The organism is Pseudarthrobacter sulfonivorans, from assembly GCF_024391045.1.
In the GTDB taxonomy this organism is placed as follows: domain Bacteria; phylum Actinomycetota; class Actinomycetes; order Actinomycetales; family Micrococcaceae; genus Arthrobacter; species Arthrobacter sulfonivorans_B.
In genome coordinates, this window is the sequence record NZ_JANFCZ010000028.1 from 26,094 (window position 1) to 47,021 (window position 20,928).

Here is a 20,928-nt window from a genome sequence, read left to right on the forward strand (position 1 = left end):
ACGGTGCGAGGATGGGCTCATGACGCCTGATGCGGATTTGCTGCTGGAGGGGCCTCGGGGCCGGCGGCTGTGCCTTGAGCTGGCGATGGACCTGGACCCTGACATCAGGCTGATGGTCTTCCGGCTGGGCTACTACCTGGATTCGGGCCGCGGAACCTCCCGGGTGCTGCTGACCGCTGATTCAGCGGACGACGCCGGCACTCCTCCGGCTGCTCCGTCACCCGGGGTGCTGGCCGCCGCCCTCAGGCACCTGGCGGCCGCGGACCTTGACGATGCGCCGGTGCAGTCTGCCCTGGAGCGGGCCGTGGACACCGCAAGGTACTGGCAAGAGCCCGACGGCGAGGATGTCCTCGCGGGGCTGCCGCTGGTCCGAGCCGCACTGCTTCCCCTCGCCCGCCGTGTGATCGCCGCCCCGGGGGCCCGCTGGTGGAACGAGGGCCGCGGCGTGGAGCAGTGGGCCATTGACTGGCGCCCTGCTGATGATCCGGCGCCGTTGAAGGTTCCGCAGTCAACTCTGGTCGAATGGGTGATGCGGGTGCGTGAGGCGGAGGTCCGGGCCGCGCATGACCTTCCTGCCGACCCGCACGCTCCCGTGTCCGGAGGCTGGTGGTCGGTCCCGCCCGATCCTGTCCGCACTGTGGGGCGGATCCCGGCCGGGCTAAGCCTCGTGGAGGATTCCCTCGGCTGGGAGGTTGCAACCACCATCCCCGTCCGGGGCGTTGGCCGGACGCTGGAGATCCGCACACCCGGCGACTGGACGAACTTGTGCCAAAGGTTTCCCTTGGACGTCACGGCGTCCCGGCGCCATGACTGGTTCCGAACCACGGGCCGCGACGGGCGGTGGGTGATCCCCGACTGGGAACGCGTGGCGGACGAGTGGGACGCCGTGCACCTGACGGTCCTCGGCTACCTCAGCGGGGCCGGGCGTGCACTTCCGGTCAGCCCTGGCACGGCGACAGTCATTGCCGGCTGGGACCCGGACAGCACCATATGGCTGACGGATGTGGCCCGTGAGTGGGAGGGCCCGCGGCAGTCGTGGCACCGGGTATCCCGGGACCGGTCCTGGCGTCGCCTCCATTAGATCTGCCTACGCAAAAAGCACCCTTTGAACGGGACCGGAATTGCGGCAGGATGGGGATTGTTCACTGCCCCTTCGTTTCAGTCTGCAAGGAGAACCGGCCATGCCCACGACCCTCAATCCTTACCTTGGTTTCCGTGACAGCGCGCGGGAGGCCATGACCTTTTATCATTCGGTCTTCGGCGGCGACCTGGTCCTCAGCACTTTTGGAGAATTCCACGCGAGCGAAGATCCGGCCGAAAAAGACAAGATCATGCACGGCATGCTGACCACTCCGGGCGGCCTGGTCCTGATGGGGTCCGACACTCCCAACAGCATGGACTACACGCCCGGCAGCACCATTTCCGTCTCGCTCAGCGGCGACGACGAAGCTGAACTGCGCGGCTACTGGGACAAACTTGCCGGCGACGGCGGCACCGTCACAGTTCCCCTGGAGCCCGCACCGTGGGGCGATGTCTTTGGCATGTGCACTGACCGGTTCGGGACGTCCTGGCTGGTTAACGTCAACGGTGCAGGTGCTGCTCCAGCGTCCTAAGCGCACTGACAAGTAAGGCCCCCTCGGTTGAGGGGGCCTTACTTCTCAGTGCGGGGGATCTAGATCCATTTCGGTGCAGCCGGAACTGCGTCCAAGGGTGCACCGTCCCGGGTGGCGGTGACGCCGTCGGTACCCCTGCCGGTGGCCCACCGGACCACGCCGGCAAGCGGGCCGGAGATCACCAGGGGAGCGTCCGGCCCCGCGCCGCCGAACTCAAGCTCCGGCTGCCGGCCGGTGACCCGGACCAGCAACCCGGTGTCGGTGCCGCGGGTTTTCCACGCGCCGGTGATGTCTTGAAGCAGGCGCTCGAGCACCGGTGCGGGAATGTCGGAAAACGTGGCTCCGTTGTCCAGGTCCACTGCGTGGGTCCAGACCTCGCGGGTGCGCATCCAGACGGTTTCCTCGGCCGGGACAGTCCGGCCCTGGGCGGTCTTGACTTTGTGGTGCCAGGAGTCTGCTGGCAGGTCGCGCCATTCGACGTTCAGGTGCACCGCTGAGTGGTCGAAGAGGTGCCGCAACGCGATCGGCGGGAGGGTGGCCCCGAAGTTGATTTCGTGGTCCCGGACCTCGGTGGACGCGTACATGGGTGTTTCCACGCCGGTCGCGGCCCATTCGATGAGCCGGGCGATGGCGCGGGCGTTATAGCCGATGTGTGCGGTCACGTGGCGGCGGGTCCAGCCCGGCAGCAACGAGGGGCCGTCGAGGTCCGCGTCGGAGAGCTCGTTGAGCTTGCGCGCGAAGAACGCGGTCCCACGCCGGGCCTGCAGCAGCGATTCGAGCAGCTGCGGGTCCGACGTCTGGTCGTGGCGCGCGACCATCAGGCTTCCTTGACCACGCGGTTGTTCAGCTGGCCCAGGCCCTCAATGGTGGTGACCAGGAGCTGGCCTTCCTGCAGGTACCGCTTCGGGTCCTGGGCGTGGCCCACGCCGCCGGGGGTGCCGGTGGCGATCACATCGCCCGGGTTCAGGGTGATGATGGTGGAGATGTAGGAAACCAGGAATTCCGGGGTGAAGACCACGTCGTTCGTCGGCGTGGACTGCTGGACTTCGCCGTCCACCGCGGTGGTCATGAGGCCGCCGCTGAATTCGTCCTTGGTGACCAGGGCGGGACCGAACGGGGTGGACTTCTCCCAGGTCTTGCCCTGCAGCCACTGGATGGTGCGGAACTGGTAATCGCGCATGGACACGTCGTTCAGGACGGCGTAGCCGGCGATGTGGTCTGCGGCGTCGGCTTCGGAAATCCGGCGGCCCTTCTTGCCGATGACGACGGCGAGTTCAGACTCCCAGTCAACGGTGTCGGACTCCTGCGGCAGGGCCAGGTCATCGTTGGGTCCGATGAGTGACTCGGCGTACTTGGCGAACAGGGTGGGGTACTCGGGGACTTCCCGGCCCATTTCCTTGATGTGGTTGCGGTAGTTGTGGCCCACGCAGATGATCTTGCCCGGTGCGGGGACAACGGCGTCGAGGTCGGCGCCTTCGAGCGGGTGCGTGGCGCCGGAGGCGGCCTGGGCGATGGCTTCCCAGTTGCTGTCCTTCAGGAGCGCTCCGACGTCGGAGAACCCGTCAATTTCGGTCAGCGTGTCGCCGTCCTGGCGGACAGCCTTCGTGACGGTTTCTGCTCCCTGGGAGAGACGGAGGGTGAGGAGTTTCATGCGTTCTTGCGTCCTTCGGTGTAGGTGCGGTTAAAGTTCAGCCGTTCAAAGATCGGGGCGTCGCTGAAGCGGAACAGATCAAACTCTGTCTCGGCCTGCAGGGACCATTCGGCCCAGGACGGGACCACGAACAGGTCGCCCTTGTCCAGGGTCCTGGTCTCGCCGTTCAGGACTACACTGCCACGGCCTTCGAAGACCTGCCACACGCTGGAGCCGACCTCGTGCAGGGGTTCGGTGGACGCGCCGGCCCGGAAGCGGTGGAATTCCGCCCGGATCGTGGGCATCACGTCCCCGCCGGTGGTCGGGTTGGTGTAGCGGACGGCGGCGTGGCCCTGGGAGACGGTGGCCGGGTGGCCCTCATCTTCGAGCAGGAGCTGCTCGCGCAGCGCGGCGTCGGTGTACTTCCAGCGGTAGGCGGCGATGGGGGAGCTGGTGGTGTCATCCAGGCCGGAGAGGGGGCGCAGGCCGGGGTGGGCCCAGAGCCGCTCGGAGCGGGAGATGTCCGGGGTCGCCTCGTCGGTGACGCGCTCGGTGCCGAACTCGAAGAATCCGGCGTCGGCGTAGTGCACGAACGGGATGTCCAGGCCGTCGATCCAGGCCATCGGCTCGTCGGTGTCGTTGTGGTGGCCGTGGAAGTTCCAGCCCGGGGTCAGCAGGAAGTCACCGCGGGACATCCGTACCGGGTCCCCGTTAACGACCGTCCAGACGCCTTCGCCCTCAACAACGAAGCGGAACGCGTTCTGGGAGTGGCGGTGTTCCGGTGCGGTCTCACGGGCACCGAGGTACTGGATGGCAGCCCACAGCGTCGGGGTGGCGTAGGCGGTGCCGGCAAGGCCGGGGTTGGCCAGCGCGATAGCACGGCGTTCCCCGCCACGGCCCACGGGAACCAGATCGCCGGCACGGGCGGCGAGGGGGTACAGGTCACTCCACCGCCAAACGTGCGGCACGGCCTTGGGCGACGGGACCATGGGCATGAGGTCCGCGATCTGCGTCCACAGCGGGATCAGGTTCTCCCGGTCAAAATCCTTGTACAGCTGTTCGAGCTGCGCCGCCTCTTCAGGCGTCGGCTCAGGGACAGTCTGCCCCGCGGCGACTGATTCATGGGTCGTGTTCTCGGCGCTGATGGACACGTCGGCCTCCTTTAAGGTCAAAACACTTTTTGGCGTAGTCAGACTCTACGGACCCGGCGTTGTGACCCCCAACATATTCTGCCAGCCAGAATATGCTGGAGGGAGTTGCTTTTTCGCTTAGTCCGGATCGGCCGGATTGGCGGCAATGTCGATCTCCAGCTGACGGCAGGTTTCGCGCAGGGCCGGGACGAGGCCGGCATCGAACACCTTGCGGAAACGCGTGGCCGGCGTGGCAACACTGAGGGCCCCCACCACGTGGCCGTGCCTGTTGTGCAGCGCCATCCCCAAAGCGCTGACGCCCTCCTCGGTACCTTCGAAATTAGCGGCGAAGCCGTTGGCGCGGATGGATTCGAGCTCCCGCAGGAAGGCGGGGTAGTCCTGCGCAGGAATGGTGTCGCCGCCGATTTCCGCGTTGTGGCTGCGGAAGAGCTGCTCAATCATGGGGGCCTCGAGCTCCGCGAGCATGACTTTGCCGCCGGAGGTCTTGTCCGCGGGCATCACCGTCCCCTGCCGGTCGCCAATCCGCAACACATTATTTCCCTCCACGGTGGCCAGGAACCGCACCTTGGTTCCTACGCGCACCATGAGGTTGACCGTCTCGTTGAGCCGGGAGGAGAGCAGCTCCATGTGCGGCTGGGCCAGTGTGCGGAGCAGCCGGGACCAGCTCAGCCCCGCCGGACCGACCCCCATGGCCGGGCCGGGAACGTACCGGCGGGTTTCATCCTGGATGGCAAAACCCCTGTAGACCAGCATGGCCAGCAGGCGGTGGGCAGTGGAGGGGGCCACCCCCAGTTCCTCGGCGGCGTCCTTGAGGCGCAAGGTCCCGCCGTCGCGGAGCAACTGCAGCAGCTGCAAGGCGTTATCCACCGCCTCGATGGAGTACGTGGGCCGCTTCTGGAGGGGCTTCCTGGCCGCCTTGGCAGCCGACGTGGACACTGACCGCGAAGTGGGGTTTTTCTGCACATCAGAATTGTATTGTGGTTCACCTTGGGGTGCCATGACAGTAGTGGGATGAATCACACACTTCCCGCTGCAGTGCCGCAACGGCCTTCGCCGGGGGCTTCCGGCCCGCTTACCGCCGACGGTCCCGGTACGAGGTTCTCCAAAGCTTCGGCCGCTGCCGTCCTCGTCTGCTGGCTCCTGGTGGTCTTCGATGGGTATGACCTCATCGTCTACGGCACCGTCCAGTCTTCCCTTATCTCCGAGACGGGCTGGGGCCTGACCAAGGCCACCGCCGGAACAATCGGATCCATGGCCTTCGTCGGCATGATGATCGGCGCGATCTTCGCCGGCCGCATGGCCGACTCGTGGGGTCGCCGCCGCACCATCCTCGGCTGCGCCGTGGTCTTCTCGGTCTTCACCGTGCTGTGCGCGTTCGCTCCGAGTGCAGCCATCTTCGGAGTCCTTCGGCTCCTGGCCGGCATCGGACTCGGCGGCCTGGTGCCGTCAGCGAACGCGCTCGTTGCAGAACTTGTACCGGCCAAATGGCGGTCCACGATAGCCACCCTGATGATGTCCGGTGTCCCGATCGGCGGATCCATCGCCGCCCTCGTCGGGATCCAGCTGATCCCCGCCTTTGGGTGGGAATCGATGTTCCTGGTGGCCATCCTCGCCCTCGTGGTCGTCGTACCGCTGGGTCTGAAGTACCTTCCGGAGACCCTGGCTCCGGCCACTGCCGCGGAAAAGGCAGCCCGCAAGGCCGCCGGCAAGGACAAGGCCACCCAGCGGCCCGCCGGCTTCTCCTCCCTGCTCCGTGCCCCCTACCTGGGCATCAGCATGCTGTTCGCCGTGGCAACGATTGCCACCCTGTTTGCGTGGTACGGTTTGGGCACCTGGCTGCCAAACCTGATGCAGCTTGCCGGCTACAACCTGGGTTCCGCATTGACGTTTGCCCTGGCGCTGAACCTGGGTGCGGTGGCCGGTTCGGTGATCACGGCCTGGGCCGGAACGCGGTTCGGTCCGGTACCCACCGCCATCGCCGCAGCCGGAGTCGCCGCCCTCGCGCTCCTGGTCCTGGTCACGGGGCCGCCGGTCACGGTCGTGTACCTCATGCTGGTCCTGGCCGGCGTCGGCACCCACGGCACACAGTGCCTCATCATCGCCGCGGTGGCCAGCCACTATCCCGGACACCTCCGCGGAACAGCGCTCGGCTGGGCACTCGGTACCGGCCGCATCGGTGCCGTTGCCGCTCCCCAGATCGGCGGCCTCCTGCTGGCCGCCGGGCTGGGCGTCAATTCCAACTTCCTGGCCTTCGCCGGTGCAGCCGCCATCGCCGCGGTCCTGCTGGCCGCCGTCGGCATCAATCTCAAGTCAAAACTCGCAACATCTCAAGGAGTAAACAATGTCTGAGCACGCCACATCCACTGATGTCCTCGTCATCGGAGGAGGAATGGCCGGGCTGGCCGGAGCACTCGCACTGCGTGAAAACGGCGCCGAAGTGACCCTTGTGGAGCGGGCTCCTGAATTCGGTGAGGTGGGTGCAGGCCTGCAGATGGCACCCAACGCGTCGCGCGTCCTGCAGCGCTGGGGACTCCTGGAAAAGGCCCTTGAGATCGGTGTCCAGCCCAAGCACCTCGTGTTCCGCGATGCAGTCACCGGTGAGGAACTCACCCGCCAGACCCTCGGCGGAGAGTTCGCCGAACGCTACGGAGCACCGTACGTTGTGATCCACCGCAGCGACCTGCACCGTGTCCTGCTTGAAGGCTGCGAGGCTGCCGGCGTCAAGCTCGTGAACGACGTCATGGTCGAAAGCGTTGAAACCGTCAACGGCCGCGGCGTGGCGCACACCGCCGCCGGCGTTGACTACGAAGCTGACGTGGTGATTGGCGCCGACGGACTCAAATCCACGCTGCGTCCCCTCGTCGCCAGCGACGAGCCGGTTCCCTCGGCCTACGTCGCCTACCGCGGCACCGTGCCGATCACCGAAAACACCCCCAAGGCCGACCTTGAAGACGTCATCGTCTACCTCGGACCGAACTGCCACCTGGTGCAGTACCCGCTGCGCAAGGGTGAGCTGCTGAACACCGTGGCGGTCTTCAAGTCGGCATCCTTCGAACGCGGTGAAGAGCAGTACGGCGGAGTGGATGAGCTTGAAGCAGCCTACAAGGACTGTGTTCCGGCCGTGCAGGAAGCACTCAAGAACCTGGCCACGGGCATCCGCTGGCCCATGTACGACCGCGACCCCATCGAGAACTGGGTAGCCGGCCGCATGGTCCTGATGGGCGATGCCGCACACCCGATGCTGCAGTACCTGGCCCAGGGTGCCTGCCAGGCCCTCGAAGACGCTGCCGTGCTGCAGGACGCCACCACCGGAACGGTCTTCACCGCCGACGGCGTCAACCCCGAAGCCTGGGACGCTGCCATCAAGGAGTTCAACGGCATCCGCGCCGGCCGCACCGCCCGCGTCCAGCGGACTGCCCGTGTCTGGGGCGAGTCCTGGCACGTATCCGGCCTGGCCCGGACTCTCCGCAACCTGCTGTTCAAGAGCCGCAAGGACGGGGACTTCCAGTACAACGACTGGCTGTACGGCCAGGACCAGCCCGGCACCCCGGAGCGCCGCGAGGCTGCCCAGCCGGAGAAGGTTTCTGCCTGAACTGAATTGAACTGAACTGGGCTGAACTGGGCAGAGCTCCGTTCCAGCCGGCCCGGAAGGTCAGGAGTCCTTGAGTAGGGGCTGCACGCAATGCAACCATTGATGCGTGCAGCCCCTACTCGTTTTAAGGGCCGGTCACGTGTCCGGCTGCCGGAGCGGCCTGGCCGGCCTGGCCGGCCGGGGGCTCCGTGACGGGGAGGCCCCGTGCTGAATGTCACCTTGTATTTGGACGTCGACGGCGTGGTGTGTCCGTTTGGGGCAACCGGCACCACGCCGTGGGGTTCCGCCTGGAGCCTCGCGAACGCCGGCATGCTCGAAGTCGCCTACGCAGGGGAGCTGGTTGCCGGATTGAACGGCCTTGCCCGGCTCCCCGGCCTGCGCTGCGTCTGGCTGACCAGCTGGGAGGACATGGCTCCCCGGTACCTCTGCCCGGCCGTCGGACTCGACGGCCGCCAATGGCCCTGGCTGACCGCTGAGTCCGGCACGGGGGAGGGGTGGTGGAAACTTGCCGCCCTTCAGGAGGATGTTGCCACTACCGCCCCGGCCGGGATCGTGTGGATTGACGACCAGCTCCGCTATGAACCGGATGCGCAGGCGTGGGCGGCCATCCTCGGGGCACGGATCCTTGCCGTCTCACCCGATCCGCGCCGCGGAATTTCGCCCGCCGAGCTCGCCGCCGTGAGTGCCTTCGTCGCCGCGCCTGTGTTTTGACGTCATGCCGCAGGCGCGTACGATCGGTAAGGTTTCATACCGGTCCTGTCCCACACCGCAAGTCACTCCGCGTGAACTTCAGGTGAATTATGCTATGCAGGGCAGGCGGGGGTTTAAGGAACTGCTGACCGTCGACTCTGCAGATTGGGCAACAGGTGGATATCACCTTTATGGTGGCGCTGGTCATCGGACTGGCACTATTTTTCGACTTCACTAACGGTTTCCATGACACCGCCAACGCGATGGCCACGCCCATCGCCACCGGCGCCATTAAACCGAAAACGGCTGTGACCTTGGCCGCAATCCTGAACCTGGTGGGTGCATTCCTTTCCACGGAAGTTGCCAAGACGGTTTCCGGCGGCATTATCCGCGAAGGCTCAGACGGGGTCCTGATCACCCCGGACATCATCTTTGCCGGCCTGATGGGTGCCATCCTCTGGAACATGATCACCTGGCTCAAAGGCCTGCCCTCGAGTTCCTCCCATGCGCTGTTCGGCGGCCTGATCGGTGCAGCCATTGCGGGGATCGGCTTCAACTCCGTGAACCTGGAGACCCTGCTCCAAAAGGTCATTCTGCCGGCCGTCTTCGCCCCGGTGATTGCCGGGATCGTGGCCTACGTCTGCACCCGGCTCGCTTACGCGCTGACGGCCCGCCACGACCCCGAAACCGGAAGCAAGCTCACTCAGAAACGCGGCGGCTTCCGGACCGGGCAGATCTTCACCTCCAGCCTCGTCGCCCTGGCCCACGGCACCAACGACGCCCAGAAGACCATGGGCATCATCACCCTGGTGCTGATCGCCGCCGGAACCCAGGCACCGGGTACCGGTCCCCAGCTGTGGGTCATCGCCTCCTGTGCCCTTGCCATCGCCATCGGAACCTACTCCGGCGGCTGGCGTATCATCCGGACCATGGGATCGGGCCTGACCGAGGTCAAACCCGCCCAGGGCTTCGCCGCCGAGACCAGCACGGCCTCGGCCATCCTGGCCTCGTCGCACCTCGGCTTCGCGCTCTCCACCACGCAGGTGGCCTCGGGCTCCGTCATCGGATCGGGGATGGGACGCAAGGGCACCACGGTCCGCTGGAACATGGTGGGCAAGATCGCCCTCGGCTGGCTGTTCACCCTGCCCGCGGCCGGCATTGTGGGCGCCCTGACGGCGCTGCTGGTCAAGACCGGCGTGGTGGGCGTCGTGATCGCCGCCGTCGCCGGCACCGCCGCAGTGATGTTTATGTTCTTCTTCTCGCGCAAATCCCACGTGGGCCACCACAACGCCGTGGAAGTCGAGGAAGCAGGGCAGGCGGTCCGCTTCGCCAAGAAGAAGGCCCTCGCCCGGGCACGTGCCCGGGCGAAAGCGAAGGCAGACACGGACACGCCAGTCACTGCCGGCAACACAGACGCCGGCGCCACCGACGCCAGCAACGTAAAGGACGGTCAGCGATGAAGTGGTTGGAACTCCTGACCGTGGCCGGTGCCACCCTGGTGGCGGCCGTGACCGTGGTGGTTCTCTATTCGTTGGGCGTCCGTTTGACGGCCATTGCCGGGGATGCCAGGCAGGCATCACCGCGCGCCAAACGGGCATTTGCCAACATTTGCTTTGGCCTGTGCGGCGCGGCAGTCCTGTTCGGCCTGTACCTGATCATCCCGTATTTCAGTAAGTAGGGCTTAGCGAGCCACCGCCCCGCGGCTACGCTGGGTCCATGTCCAGGATCCAGTATTTCGTCGCCGCCTCCCTCGACGGCTTCATCGCCACAGCCAAGGATGACCTCGCGTGGCTGCTTGAGTTCGACGGTTTTGAGGGCGGCCAGGAAAGCTACGAGTCGTTTATGGGCGACGTCGGCTGCATCGTCATGGGTGGCGACACGTTCGCCTGGCTGATGGAGCATGAACCCGGCAAGTGGCCTTATCCCGGCACGCCCTGCTACGTCTTCACGCACCACGAGTACGCCGCACCGCACGGGGCGGACGTGACGTTCGTCCGCGGCCCGGTGCAGGAATTCATCCCGGACTTCACCTCCGACGCCGGCACAAAGAACATCTGGGTGGTGGGCGGCGGCAACCTCGCTGCGCAGTTCGCTGCCGCCGGGCGCCTCGACGAGATCATCCTGTCCGTCATCCCGGTGGTGCTGGGCGACGGAAAGCGCCTGCTTCCTGTGGAAGGTCCGACGCCGGCGCTCGAGTTGACGGCATCGCGCACCATGGGGCGGGGGATCGTGGAGCTGCGCTACCGGTTCCCGTCCGCGGAGCAATCAGCCGGCTGACTGTTCTCCGGAGGGGTTGTCCCGCAGCATGTTGGTGATCCGGGCCGTCGAGAGGCGCCGGCCCTGATCGTCGGTCATGACAATTTCGTGCGTTGTCAGGGTCCGGCCCAGGTGGATGGCGGTGCAGGTTCCTGTAACAGTGCCCGCCGCAATGGCCCGGTGGTGGGTGGCACTGACTTCGATGCCCAGGGCATGCCGGCCGGCCCCTGCGTGCATTCCGGCAGCAAACGAACCCAGCGTTTCGGCGAGGACCACGTGGGCGCCGCCGTGCAGGATCCCTGCCACCTGCGTATTGCCGTCCACCGGCATCGTCGCCACCGACCGTTCCGGGCTCATCTCCAGGAAGTGGATCCCCATCTTGACCACCAGGGCGCCGATGCCGAACGGGCCAAGCCACTCATGAAGGTGTTCCGGGATACCCGCTGTGACTAATTCCTCAGTGAAGGGGCCGGGCGTGAAATTGTCCATCATGGGAACTAGGCTGGCACCTGTGAGTGAAACTACCAAACCGGCCCCTTTCCCGTCTGAAACCGCTGTGCTTGATGCGGACGCCGCCCTCCAGAACGTCAGCGTCCCGCCGTCAGCCGGGGGCCGGGTTTCCGCCACCGAAGCTCCCGTGATCCCCCTGACCGGCCAGCCGCGCCTGCTGGTGCTGGATGGTCACTCCATGGCCTTCCGTGCCTTCTTCGCCCTGCCGGCGGACAAATTCTCCACCGCCAACGGCCAGCACACCAACGCGATCCACGGCTTCACGTCCATGCTGATCAACCTGATCAAGGAGCAGAAGCCCACTCACGTCGCCGTCGCGTTCGACGTTTCGGATGACACCACTCACCGCAAAGCCGAGTACAGCGGATATAAGGGCGGCCGCAACGAAACCCCGCGCGAAATGAACGGGCAGATCGACCTGATTGACAAGGTGATGCAGGCCTGGGGCATCACCACCATCAAGATGCCCGGCTACGAAGCCGACGACATCCTGGCCACCCTTGCCGCCATGGGTGAAAAAGCCGGCTTCGAGGTGCTCCTCGTCTCAGGCGACCGGGACGCCTTCCAGCTCATCACCGAAAACGTCTTTGTGCTGTACCCGCGGAAGGGAGTCAGTGATATCCCGCGCATGGACGCGGCGGCCATCCAGGAAAAGTACTTCGTGACCCCGCCGCAGTACTCCGACCTCGCGGCGCTGGTGGGGGAGACCGCAGACAACCTCCCCGGCGTTCCGGGCGTCGGGCCCAAGACCGCGGCTAAGTGGATCAACCTGTACGGCGGACTCGAAGGGGTGCTCGAAAACCTGGACGCCATCGGGGGCAAGGTGGGTGATGCCCTCCGCGAGAACGTTGAGGACGTCAAGCGCAACCGGCGCCTCAACCGGCTGCACACGGATCTGGAACTCCCTGTGACGCTGGAGGACCTCGCTGAACCGCGGCCGGACGAGGCTGCCCTCGAGCAGTTGTTTGACGAGCTGGAGTTCAAGACCATCCGTACCCGGTTGTTCGCGCTGTACGGCACCGAGGACCTGGAACCGGCCGAACGCGAAAGCCTGGACATCCCGGAGTACGCAACACCCGCCGACGCAGCGGAACTTTCGGCGTTCCTGGCGGCCGGGTCCGGTCAGCGCTCGGCGGTGGCCGTCGACCTGATGCCCGGCCGGATCGGCGAGGACGCCACGGCCGTCGCGATCGTCCGTGACCACACGGCCGTTTACCTGGACCTGGCCGCCCAGGATGCCGAAGCCGAAAATGTCCTGGCGGCCTGGCTGCGGGATCCTGCCGCCCCGAAGGTCATGCACGGCTACAAGGCAGCCCTGAAGGCCTTGTCCGCCCGTGGCCTCGGCCTGGAAGGCGTGGTGGATGACACCTCGATCTCCGGGTATCTCATCCAGCCTGACCGCCGGACGTATGAGCTGGCTGAACTGGCCCAGCACCACCTGAACGTCAGCATCGCGTCCGAGACGTCCAAGACGGGCCAGCTTGAGCTGGCGCTTGACGGCGCCGATACCGCGGCTGCGGACGCCCTGGTGCACCAGGCGGCGGTTGTCCAGGCCCTCAGCCGGCACTTCGAATCGGAACTGATCGAGCGGAAGGCAGGCGATCTGCTGACCACCCTTGAACTGCCCGTCAGCCGTGTCCTCGCCGAGATGGAAACTGCCGGCATCGCCGTGGACATGCAGCGCATGGAGGAGCAGCTCGCCGACCTGGCCAAAGTGATCGACAATGCCCAGGAACTGGCCTTCGCCGCGATCGGACACGAGGTCAACCTTGGATCACCCAAACAGCTGCAGACCGTCCTGTTCGACGAACTCCAGCTGCCCAAGACCAAGAAGATCAAGTCCGGGTACACCACCGATGCCGCGTCCCTGAAGAACCTCCTGGAGAAGACCGGGCATGAGTTCCTGGTCCAGCTGATGGCGCACCGCGAGTCAGCCAAGCTGCGCCAGATGATCGAATCACTGAAGAAATCAGTGACCGAGGACGGCCGTATCCACACCACGTATGCCCAGAACGTGGCCGCCACCGGACGCATCTCCTCCAACAACCCGAACCTGCAGAACATCCCCATCCGCAGTGAGGAAGGGCGTCGGGTCCGCGGCATCTTTGTGGTCAGCGAGGGCTATGAGTGCCTGCTGTCCGCGGATTACTCCCAGATCGAAATGCGCATCATGGCCCACCTGTCCGGCGATGCCGGCCTGATCCAGGCGTACCGGGACGGCGAAGACCTGCACCGTTTTGTGGGCTCGAATATCTTCCACGTTCCTACCGACCAGGTCACCAGTGCCATGCGCTCCAAGGTCAAGGCCATGTCCTACGGCCTCGCGTACGGCCTGACCTCGTTCGGGCTGTCCAAGCAGCTGGAAATTTCCGTGGACGAGGCCCGCACCCTCATGAAGGACTACTTCGACCGTTTCGGCGCCGTGCGCGACTACCTCCGCGGCGTCGTGGACCAGGCCCGGATCGACGGCTACACGGCCACGATCGAAGGCCGCCGCCGCTACCTCCCGGACCTCACCAGCACGGACCGGCAGCTGCGCGAGAACGCGGAGCGCATCGCCCTGAACTCTCCCATCCAGGGATCGGCCGCGGACATCATTAAGCGCGCCATGCTCGGTGTGCAGGCGGAACTGACCGCCCGGGGCCTCGCCTCGAGGATGCTCCTGCAGGTCCACGACGAACTGGTGCTGGAAGTGGCGCCCGGTGAACGGGAAGTGGTGGAGAAACTCGTGACCGAGCAAATGGGATCGGCCGCGGACCTCAGCGTCCCGCTGGACGTCCAGATCGGTGTCGGGCCCAGCTGGTACGACGCCGGCCACTAGCCGCGCCGGCACAGGGGTGTGACCTCGCCGGCCGGAGTGTCCTGCCGGCCGGCGTGTTCCTGCTGGCCAGGGGCGGGAATTATTGGTTAGGCTCGGCTTTGTGCCTGAACTGAGCGAGGACTATGAAATCCGGCGTTTCGACGCCGCCGTCCAGGGGGAGCCAGGCTACCCGGAAGCCGAAAAGTGGGTCAAGGCGGTCTCGTTCGGCTTCCATGAGTCCACCCGGTCGCCCGACCACGTGGCCAAATCCCTGGAGACGTACCGCGCAGACCAGCGGATCATGACCGGGGTGTACCAGACCCAAGACGTGGCACCCGGGTCGCTGGCTGCGGACATTCCCGTGGCCACTTTCGGCACCCTCCGCAAAACGCTCAACGTCGGTTTCGGCAGGATGCTGGCGACCCACCTGGTCACGGCCGTGACGGTGCGGACATCGCATCGGCGCCGTGGCCTGCTGCGCCGCATGATGTCGGAGGACCTGGCGCTGGCCAAGTCGGAGGGCCTGGCGATGGCCGCCCTGACCGCGTCCGAAGGATCAATTTACGGCCGCTTTGGCTATGGCGTGGCCAGCTTCGAGCGTACGGTCAAAGTAGATACCACCGCCCGGTTCCGGCTCGACCACCAGGCTGTCGGAAGTGTGGATGTTGCCGAGCCAAAGGTGCTGCTAGAGATCGCGCCGGAGGTTTTTGAGCGGGTGCACCGGCTCACACCCGGGTCGATCGACCGCCAGGAATGGTACCGCCAGCTGGCCTCAGGCTCCCTTGGCCGGGACGGCAAGGAAGACCCCGCGGTCAAGGTGGCCCTCCACTATGGGCCGGACGGCGACGTGGACGGCTATGTGTCCTACAAGTTCCTGGGCTGGGAGACCGAACCGCACACCATGCACGTGGTGGACCTGGTGGCGGCCACCCACGAGGCCTACCTGGAGCTGTGGCAGTTCCTGGCCGCCATTGACCTCGTCGATCGGATCACGTGGGAGGAGGCGCCCTTGGATGATCCGCTGACGTGGGCGCTTGCCGATCCGCGGTGCATCGACTCGTCGGACAGCAGGGACATGCTGTGGCTCCGCATCCTGGACGTGGTGCGGGCGCTGGAAGCGCGGCGCTATCCCGGGGACGGACGGCTGGTTCTGGAGGTCCTGGACCCCCTGGGCCTGACGGCCGGAACCTTCACCCTGGCGGTCAGCGGCGGTGAGGCTGCCGTCGAACGCGCGGAGGCCGGGGTGGCTCCGGACCTGACGCTGGACGTCTCGGCACTGTCATCGATTTTTCTGGGCGCGGTCTGTCCGGTTACGCTGACGGCGGCTGGGCGGATCCGCGAACACAAGCATGGCGCGTCGCTCCAGGCCCGTGGTCTGTTCGCCGTCGAGCGAGCTGCCCACTGCCTGACCCATTTCTAGGGGCCCCTGCGTCATCGAAGGACTACCTGTGAGGGATATCCACGCGCCGGGCATGCCCGGACGCCGGTCTGTGCTGCTCGGTATGGCCGGGCTGGCTTCCGCGGCGCTTTCGGGGTGCATGGCCACCGCCCGCGCGCACGACGAAGAGGTCCCCGCACCGGAGGCATCGAACCCCGTGGATCCGGCCGACCCCGCTCCCTCCCGCACCGCCCCGGCGCAGACCCCTGACATCGAGCCCCACCGTCCCACGCCCCCGACGAAGCAACAGATCGTCGCTGAATTCGGATCACGCCAACCCCGCGAATGGGGCCTGCAGGTCACCGGCACCGCGGGCAAATCCGCGGCCCGGGACATCGCGCTGACGCTTGACGCCTGTGGAGGCCCCGGCGGGACCGGCTGCGACCAACAACTGCTGGGAACGTTGCGGAAGCTCAATGTTCCGGCCACCCTGTTCCTCAACGAACGGTGGATCCAGGCCAACCCGGCGCTGACGGCTGAGCTGGCCCGGGACCCCCTGTTTGAACTAGCAAACCACGGTTTCCTGCATCGTCCCCTGTCCGTGAACGGGAAGTCGGCCTACGGCATCGCGGGGACAACGGACATTGGCCAGGTCTACGACGAGGTCATGGGGAACCAGGCCATCCTCCAGGACGTCACCGGCCATGTTCCGGGATTCTTCCGCCCCGGAACGGCGCATTGCGACGACGTCGCAGCGGCCATTGCCCGCCGGCTGGGCGTCGTGCCGGTGAGTTTCTCCATCAATGGCGACGGCGGTGCCACGTTTGCACCGGCCACCGTGGCGGCAGAGGTCGGCAAGGCCCGGAGCGGGGATATTGTCATTGCCCACGTCAACAAACCTGGCAGCGGCACGGCGGCCGGGCTTGCCCAGGCACTGCCCCGGCTCCTCGGTCAAGGCGCAACGTTTGCGAAACTGGGGGCCGTCCTGCCGGCATGACCCGCCGGCGCTTTGACCCGTGTTGGCTGCTGCGACTAGACTGAAACGCGCGTGTACTACGTGCATGTTAAACACCAATTCACAGAATCAGGATGACCCGGCAGATCCGTGGGATCTGCCGTAACCTGTGCGCGCGTTCCATAACGCGGGTGCGGCGGTCTGCCTGACCGACTAACTATCCACAACGGAGCCCCTACTACATGACCATCACCTCCACCGAGAAGCCCGGTACCCCCGTAGTCGCGATTAACGACATCGGTACCGCTGAGGACTTCCTCGCAGCAGTCGACGCCACGATCAAGTACTTCAACGACGGAGACCTCGTCGAAGGTACCGTCGTCAAGGTTGACCGCGACGAAGTCCTGCTCGACATCGGTTACAAGACCGAAGGTGTCATCCCCTCCCGCGAGCTGTCCATCAAGCACGATGTTGATCCCGGAGACGTCGTCTCCGTTGGCGATCAGGTCGAAGCCCTGGTGCTCACCAAGGAAGACAAAGAAGGCCGTCTGATCCTCTCCAAGAAGCGTGCTCAGTACGAGCGTGCCTGGGGCGACATCGAGAAGGTCAAGGAAGAAGACGGTGTTGTCACCGGCACCGTCATCGAGGTTGTCAAGGGTGGTCTTATCCTCGACATCGGCCTGCGCGGCTTCCTGCCCGCATCCCTCGTCGAGATGCGCCGTGTGCGCGACCTTGCTCCGTACATCGGTCAGCAGATCGAAGCCAAGATCATCGAGCTGGACAAGAACCGCAACAACGTTGTGCTGTCCCGCCGTGCATGGCTCGAGCAGACCCAGTCCGAGGTCCGCTCTACGTTCCTCAACAAGCTGGAAAAGGGCCAGGTCCGTCCCGGCGTCGTTTCCTCCATCGTCAACTTCGGTGCCTTCGTGGACCTGGGCGGCGTAGACGGCCTGGTTCACGTTTCCGAGCTGTCCTGGAAGCACATCGACCACCCGTCCGAGGTTGTCGAAGTTGGCCAGGAAGTCACCGTCGAGGTTCTCGAGGTGGACCTGGACCGCGAGCGTGTTTCCCTGTCGCTCAAGGCTACTCAGGAAGATCCGTGGCAGACCTTCGCCCGCACCCACGCCCTCGGCCAGGTTGTTCCGGGTAAGGTCACCAAGCTGGTTCCGTTCGGTGCGTTCGTTCGCGTCGAAGACGGCATCGAAGGCCTGGTCCACATCTCCGAGCTGGCTGTCCGCCACGTTGAACTGGCAGAGCAGGTTGTCTCTGTTGGCGACGAACTGTTCGTCAAGGTCATCGACATCGACCTGGAACGCCGCCGCATCTCGCTGTCCCTCAAGCAGGCCAACGAGGGCGTCGACGCCGACAGCACCGAATTCGATCCGGCTCTGTACGGCATGGCTGCAGAGTACGACGAAGAGGGCAACTACAAGTACCCGGAGGGCTTCGACCCGGAGTCCAACGAGTGGCTTGAAGGCTACGAGAACCAGCGCGCCGCCTGGGAGCAGCAGTACGCTGACGCCCAGACCAAGTGGGAAGCACACAAGAAGCAGGTTGCCCAGCACGCTGCCGACGACGCTGCAGCTGCAACGTCCGGTGACAGCGATTCCGGCACCACCAGCTACTCCTCGGAGCCGGCTGCAGAGTCCAACGCCGGTGCAGGCACGCTTGCATCCGACGAGGCTCTCGCCGCTCTGCGCGAGAAGCTGACCGGCAACTAATTGCCACCGGCCCGGGAAATTTCCGGGCCAACACTGCGGGCCCCTGCGAAAGCGGGGGCCCGCAGTGTTTAACCCGCCAGGTGGCTGGCAGCTGACGCTGCCACAGGAGCTTCCGGTGCGGCTACTCCGGGCCGGATGAAAGTTCGACGGCGGCACTCACCGCACCGCCGTCGTCGTGCGTCAGGATGGCGCCCGCCGCGGCGAGGATCCGCCGGGCGCCTGCATTGGCTGCCGTGGTACGGGCGGTGACCCGCCAAAACCCGGCAACCCTGGCCTCGGCGAGGACCAGTTTCAGGGCGGCCGCGCCCACGCCGCGCCCGCGGTAGCTCCGTGCCAGCCAAATGCCCGTCTCCGCCGTGTTCGCTTGCGCCGTCCGCTTCAGGCGGATGGAGCCCGCAGGCTTTCCTGCACACAGCACCACCCAGCTTTTCTCGCCCGCGGGCCCGTCCAGGCCGGCCGCCGCCGCACGGTGATATGCGCGGAACCAGTCGAACCGTTCTGTATTCCACCCGGTCCCGTGGCCCAGGGGAGGGGTCACTTCGTCTGGCGCCGCGTCCAACCGCGCGATGTCCACCAGCAACGCCAGCATTGCTTCGTCCACGTCCGCCAGCCTGATTTCAGGGGAGGGGGACATCGATCCACTCCGTCCCGCCGGGGACCAGTTCCACCGTTCCTGCGGTGAACGACAACATGCGTTCCGCCGCGGCGGAGAGTTCCGCTGCGACGTCCGGGATGGCCACGCGCAGGGTGGTCTCGTGGGCGCCGTAGCTGGTTTCGGCCATCACAAATCCGGCCGCCCGCAAGTCATTCTCCAGCCGGCCGACCGCGGAGTGGGGAACCGCCGCCGCGCAGATCCGCAGCCGGCGCCGCCCCACGAGGGGAGCGCGATCGATGGCCGCGGACACCGATTCCGAATAGGCCCGCACCAGGCCGCCCGCGCCCAGCAGGATGCCGCCGAAATAGCGCACGACGACGGCGCTGATGTCGCTCAGGTCTGCCACCCCCGGAGCGGTTTCACGTTTAAGGATGGCCTCCAGCATGGGAATGCCTGCGGTGCCGGACGGTTCGCCGTCGTCACTGGAGCGTTGGGTCCCGCGGTCTGCTCCGAGGACGAACGCCGAGCAGTGGTGACGGGCGTCGTGGAACTCGCGCCGCAGCCCTGCCACGACGTCCCGGGCGGTTTCCTCATCTTCAGCGCGGCGCAGCACGGTAATGAACCGGGACCGTTTGATCTCGATCTCGTGCCGGAAGTCCGGTCCTGACGCGAGGGTGGTGTAGGAGGTGGTCCGGCTCTCTTGCTGTTGCACCGCCCCAGTCTAGGGCGGTTGGGTCACGCCGACGGGGATTAGGCTGATGGGGTGCTGAAAATCGGGTTGACGGGCGGGATCGCCTCAGGGAAGTCAGTGGTGGCCTCGCGCCTGGCGGAGTTAGGGGCCGTGCTGGTCGATGCCGATGCGCTGGCGCGCGAGGTGGTGGAGCCCGGCACACCCGGGCTGGGACGGGTAGTGGAGGCCTTCGGGGCCGGCATGCTCGACGCCGGCGGCCGGCTTGACCGTGCCCGGCTGGGTGCGATGGTCTTTGGAAATCCCGCGCAGCTGGCTGTCCTCAACGGCATTGTCCATCCGCTGGTCCGGGCGGCCGCGGACGGACTCATCGCCAAGGCCCCGGCCGGTGCCATCGTGGTCCAGGACATCCCCCTGCTGGTGGAGTCGGGACAGGGGAGCAGGTTCCATTTGGTGCTGGTGGTGGACGCGCCGGATGATGTCCGCATCGCCCGCATGCTTGAGCACCGCGGGATGACCCGAGAGGAGGCCGAGTCCCGGATGGCTGCCCAGGCCTCGCGTGCCCGCCGGCTTGCCGCCGCGGACGTGGTGTTGGACAATTCCGGTTCCCTGGATGCGCTGTTGTCGCAGGTGGACAGGCTCTGGGCCGAACGGCTGGTGCCGTTTGCGGACAATCTCGGTCGCGGCGCCCGGGCGGCCAGGCCCGGATCAGCAGTCCTGTCGGGACCGAAGGAGGATTGGGCCAGCCAGGCCGCGCGGCTCGGCGCCCGGATCATGGCCGCAGCACCCGATGAGATTCTGGCCGTTGACCATATCGGCTCCACCGCGGTGCCGGGCCTGGCAGCCAAAGACGTGATCGACCTTCAGGTCACGGTGGCAGGCCTCGACGCCGCGGACAGGCTAGCGCCGCTGCTGGCGGCGGCCGGCTTCCCGGCCGTGCCCGGTGCCGGTGCGGACACCCCCAAACCTTCGGACCCGGACCCCGCGCAATGGCAGAAGCGGTTCCATGCCAACGCGGACCCTGGCCGTGCCGTGAATGTACATGTCCGGGCGGCCGGTTCGTCCGGCTGGCGGTACGCGCTGCTCTTCCGGGACTGGCTCAGGAACGATCCGCAGGCCGCCGCCATGTATGAGGTGCACAAGCGCGCCCTGACCGAAAAGTTCGCCGGTACCCGAGGAACCTACGCCTATGCGGAGGCCAAGGAGCCCTGGTTCACGGACTTCGCGTGGCCGCGCATGGATGCGTGGGCTGCGCGCACGGGCTGGCAGCCGCCGTCGTACGTCCCTGGAAGTCTCCGCGCCTGAACCGGACTGTTCGCCGGTAACGGATCCCGGCGCGGGTGTCGGCG

Annotated in this window: 20 protein-coding genes; 13 read left to right on the top strand and 7 right to left on the bottom strand. The window is 66.2% G+C overall.

Going from position 1 to position 20,928, the window contains the following annotated elements:
• Positions 1–19: 19 nt before the first annotated feature.
• Both NQJ30_RS16115 and NQJ30_RS16120 read left to right on the top strand, forming a co-directional pair.
• Positions 20–1,081 (top strand): hypothetical protein, encoded by a 1,062-nt coding sequence (locus tag NQJ30_RS16115; RefSeq protein ID WP_255771104.1) that lies wholly within the window; start codon positions 20–22, stop codon positions 1,079–1,081.
• Between the two features lie 100 nt (positions 1,082–1,181).
• Complete coding sequence (locus tag NQJ30_RS16120; protein ID WP_255771105.1) at positions 1,182–1,613, top strand: VOC family protein; 432 nt, start codon at positions 1,182–1,184, stop codon at positions 1,611–1,613.
• A 59-nt stretch (positions 1,614–1,672) separates the two neighbouring features.
• Here NQJ30_RS16120 and NQJ30_RS16125 read toward each other — a convergent pair whose 3' ends face one another.
• The 4 genes from NQJ30_RS16125 to NQJ30_RS16140 all read right to left on the bottom strand — a co-directional run bounded on the left by NQJ30_RS16125 (position 1,673) and on the right by NQJ30_RS16140 (position 5,357).
• Positions 1,673–2,431, bottom strand: coding sequence for a maleylpyruvate isomerase family mycothiol-dependent enzyme (locus NQJ30_RS16125; RefSeq protein ID WP_255771106.1), 759 nt, complete (start codon positions 2,429–2,431; stop codon positions 1,673–1,675).
• On the bottom strand, positions 2,431–3,264 hold the full coding sequence (locus tag NQJ30_RS16130) for a fumarylacetoacetate hydrolase family protein (protein ID WP_028268262.1): 834 nt from the start codon (positions 3,262–3,264) through the stop codon (positions 2,431–2,433). The genes NQJ30_RS16125 and NQJ30_RS16130 overlap by 1 nt, the downstream gene beginning before the upstream one ends.
• Positions 3,261–4,394, bottom strand: coding sequence for a cupin domain-containing protein (locus tag NQJ30_RS16135; protein WP_255771113.1), 1,134 nt, complete (start codon positions 4,392–4,394; stop codon positions 3,261–3,263). The genes NQJ30_RS16130 and NQJ30_RS16135 overlap by 4 nt, the downstream gene beginning before the upstream one ends.
• Before the next feature lie 117 nt (positions 4,395–4,511).
• Positions 4,512–5,357 carry an IclR family transcriptional regulator gene (locus NQJ30_RS16140; RefSeq protein ID WP_255771114.1) on the bottom strand — a complete coding sequence of 282 codons (846 nt, stop codon included), beginning with the start codon at positions 5,355–5,357 and terminating at the stop codon, positions 4,512–4,514.
• Between the two features lie 48 nt (positions 5,358–5,405).
• Between NQJ30_RS16140 and NQJ30_RS16145 the strand changes: the two genes are divergently transcribed.
• From NQJ30_RS16145 to NQJ30_RS16170, 6 genes are all read left to right on the top strand, one after another.
• Entirely contained in the window at positions 5,406–6,743 is a 1,338-nt protein-coding gene (locus NQJ30_RS16145; RefSeq protein ID WP_255771116.1) for an MFS transporter, read from the top strand.
• Positions 6,736–7,986 (top strand): FAD-dependent oxidoreductase, encoded by a 1,251-nt coding sequence (locus NQJ30_RS16150; RefSeq protein WP_255771121.1) that lies wholly within the window; start codon positions 6,736–6,738, stop codon positions 7,984–7,986. Before NQJ30_RS16145 ends, NQJ30_RS16150 begins: the two co-directional genes overlap by 8 nt.
• A gap of 204 nt (positions 7,987–8,190) precedes the next feature.
• On the top strand, positions 8,191–8,697 hold the full coding sequence (locus NQJ30_RS16155) for an HAD domain-containing protein (protein WP_308215263.1): 507 nt from the start codon (positions 8,191–8,193) through the stop codon (positions 8,695–8,697).
• A gap of 155 nt (positions 8,698–8,852) precedes the next feature.
• Complete coding sequence (locus NQJ30_RS16160; protein ID WP_308215264.1) at positions 8,853–10,136, top strand: inorganic phosphate transporter; 1,284 nt, start codon at positions 8,853–8,855, stop codon at positions 10,134–10,136.
• The gene (locus NQJ30_RS16165) at positions 10,133–10,354 is read left to right on the top strand and encodes a hypothetical protein (protein ID WP_255771122.1); all 222 of its coding nucleotides are present in this window, start codon (positions 10,133–10,135) and stop codon (positions 10,352–10,354) included. Before NQJ30_RS16160 ends, NQJ30_RS16165 begins: the two co-directional genes overlap by 4 nt.
• A 38-nt stretch (positions 10,355–10,392) precedes the next feature.
• Positions 10,393–10,953 carry a dihydrofolate reductase family protein gene (locus tag NQJ30_RS16170; protein ID WP_255771123.1) on the top strand — a complete coding sequence of 187 codons (561 nt, stop codon included), beginning with the start codon at positions 10,393–10,395 and terminating at the stop codon, positions 10,951–10,953.
• Here the strand turns inward: NQJ30_RS16170 and NQJ30_RS16175 are convergent.
• Entirely contained in the window at positions 10,942–11,424 is a 483-nt protein-coding gene (locus tag NQJ30_RS16175) for a hotdog fold thioesterase (RefSeq protein ID WP_255771126.1), read from the bottom strand. The two genes, NQJ30_RS16170 and NQJ30_RS16175, sit on opposite strands and share 12 nt — an antisense overlap.
• A 196-nt stretch (positions 11,425–11,620) precedes the next feature.
• Here NQJ30_RS16175 and polA point away from each other — a divergent pair, with 196 nt between their 5' ends.
• From polA to rpsA, 4 genes are all read left to right on the top strand, one after another.
• Positions 11,621–14,263 carry a DNA polymerase I gene (polA, locus tag NQJ30_RS16180; RefSeq protein ID WP_374113278.1) on the top strand — a complete coding sequence of 881 codons (2,643 nt, stop codon included), beginning with the start codon at positions 11,621–11,623 and terminating at the stop codon, positions 14,261–14,263.
• 109 nt (positions 14,264–14,372) lie between these two features.
• The gene (locus NQJ30_RS16185) at positions 14,373–15,662 is read left to right on the top strand and encodes a GNAT family N-acetyltransferase (RefSeq protein ID WP_304664208.1); all 1,290 of its coding nucleotides are present in this window, start codon (positions 14,373–14,375) and stop codon (positions 15,660–15,662) included.
• Between the two features lie 28 nt (positions 15,663–15,690).
• Positions 15,691–16,617 (top strand): polysaccharide deacetylase family protein, encoded by a 927-nt coding sequence (locus NQJ30_RS16190; RefSeq protein WP_255771135.1) that lies wholly within the window; start codon positions 15,691–15,693, stop codon positions 16,615–16,617.
• Positions 16,618–16,817: 200 nt separating this feature from the next.
• A complete protein-coding gene (gene rpsA / locus NQJ30_RS16195; protein ID WP_190989028.1) occupies positions 16,818–18,296 on the top strand; it encodes a 30S ribosomal protein S1 in 1,479 nt (492 codons plus the stop codon).
• Positions 18,297–18,417: 121 nt separating this feature from the next.
• Here rpsA and NQJ30_RS16200 read toward each other — a convergent pair whose 3' ends face one another.
• On the bottom strand, positions 18,418–18,930 hold the full coding sequence (locus NQJ30_RS16200; RefSeq protein ID WP_255771137.1) for a GNAT family N-acetyltransferase: 513 nt from the start codon (positions 18,928–18,930) through the stop codon (positions 18,418–18,420).
• Positions 18,914–19,603 carry an IMPACT family protein gene (locus NQJ30_RS16205; protein WP_255771138.1) on the bottom strand — a complete coding sequence of 230 codons (690 nt, stop codon included), beginning with the start codon at positions 19,601–19,603 and terminating at the stop codon, positions 18,914–18,916. The genes NQJ30_RS16200 and NQJ30_RS16205 overlap by 17 nt, the downstream gene beginning before the upstream one ends.
• A gap of 51 nt (positions 19,604–19,654) precedes the next feature.
• On the opposite strand from NQJ30_RS16205, the gene coaE reads away from it, so the two are divergent.
• The gene (gene coaE / locus NQJ30_RS16210) at positions 19,655–20,884 is read left to right on the top strand and encodes a dephospho-CoA kinase (protein WP_255771141.1); all 1,230 of its coding nucleotides are present in this window, start codon (positions 19,655–19,657) and stop codon (positions 20,882–20,884) included.
• Positions 20,885–20,928: the final 44 nt, after the last annotated feature.

Bases quoted from the DNA above. Each gene is read 5' to 3' on its own strand.
- NQJ30_RS16115 (WP_255771104.1), top strand. From the start codon at position 20: ATGACGCCTGATGCGGATTTGCTGCTGGAGGGGCCTCGGGGCCGGCGG.
- NQJ30_RS16120 (WP_255771105.1), top strand. From the start codon at position 1,182: ATGCCCACGACCCTCAATCCTTACCTTGGTTTCCGTGACAGCGCGCGG.
- NQJ30_RS16125 (WP_255771106.1), bottom strand. From the start codon at position 2,431: ATGGTCGCGCGCCACGACCAGACGTCGGACCCGCAGCTGCTCGAATCG.
- NQJ30_RS16130 (WP_028268262.1), bottom strand. From the start codon at position 3,264: ATGAAACTCCTCACCCTCCGTCTCTCCCAGGGAGCAGAAACCGTCACG.
- NQJ30_RS16145 (WP_255771116.1), top strand. From the start codon at position 5,406: ATGAATCACACACTTCCCGCTGCAGTGCCGCAACGGCCTTCGCCGGGG.
- NQJ30_RS16150 (WP_255771121.1), top strand. From the start codon at position 6,736: ATGTCTGAGCACGCCACATCCACTGATGTCCTCGTCATCGGAGGAGGA.
- NQJ30_RS16165 (WP_255771122.1), top strand. From the start codon at position 10,133: ATGAAGTGGTTGGAACTCCTGACCGTGGCCGGTGCCACCCTGGTGGCG.
- NQJ30_RS16170 (WP_255771123.1), top strand. From the start codon at position 10,393: ATGTCCAGGATCCAGTATTTCGTCGCCGCCTCCCTCGACGGCTTCATC.
- NQJ30_RS16175 (WP_255771126.1), bottom strand. From the start codon at position 11,424: ATGATGGACAATTTCACGCCCGGCCCCTTCACTGAGGAATTAGTCACA.
- polA (WP_374113278.1), top strand. From the start codon at position 11,621: ATGGCCTTCCGTGCCTTCTTCGCCCTGCCGGCGGACAAATTCTCCACC.
- rpsA (WP_190989028.1), top strand. From the start codon at position 16,818: ATGACCATCACCTCCACCGAGAAGCCCGGTACCCCCGTAGTCGCGATT.
- NQJ30_RS16200 (WP_255771137.1), bottom strand. From the start codon at position 18,930: ATGTCCCCCTCCCCTGAAATCAGGCTGGCGGACGTGGACGAAGCAATG.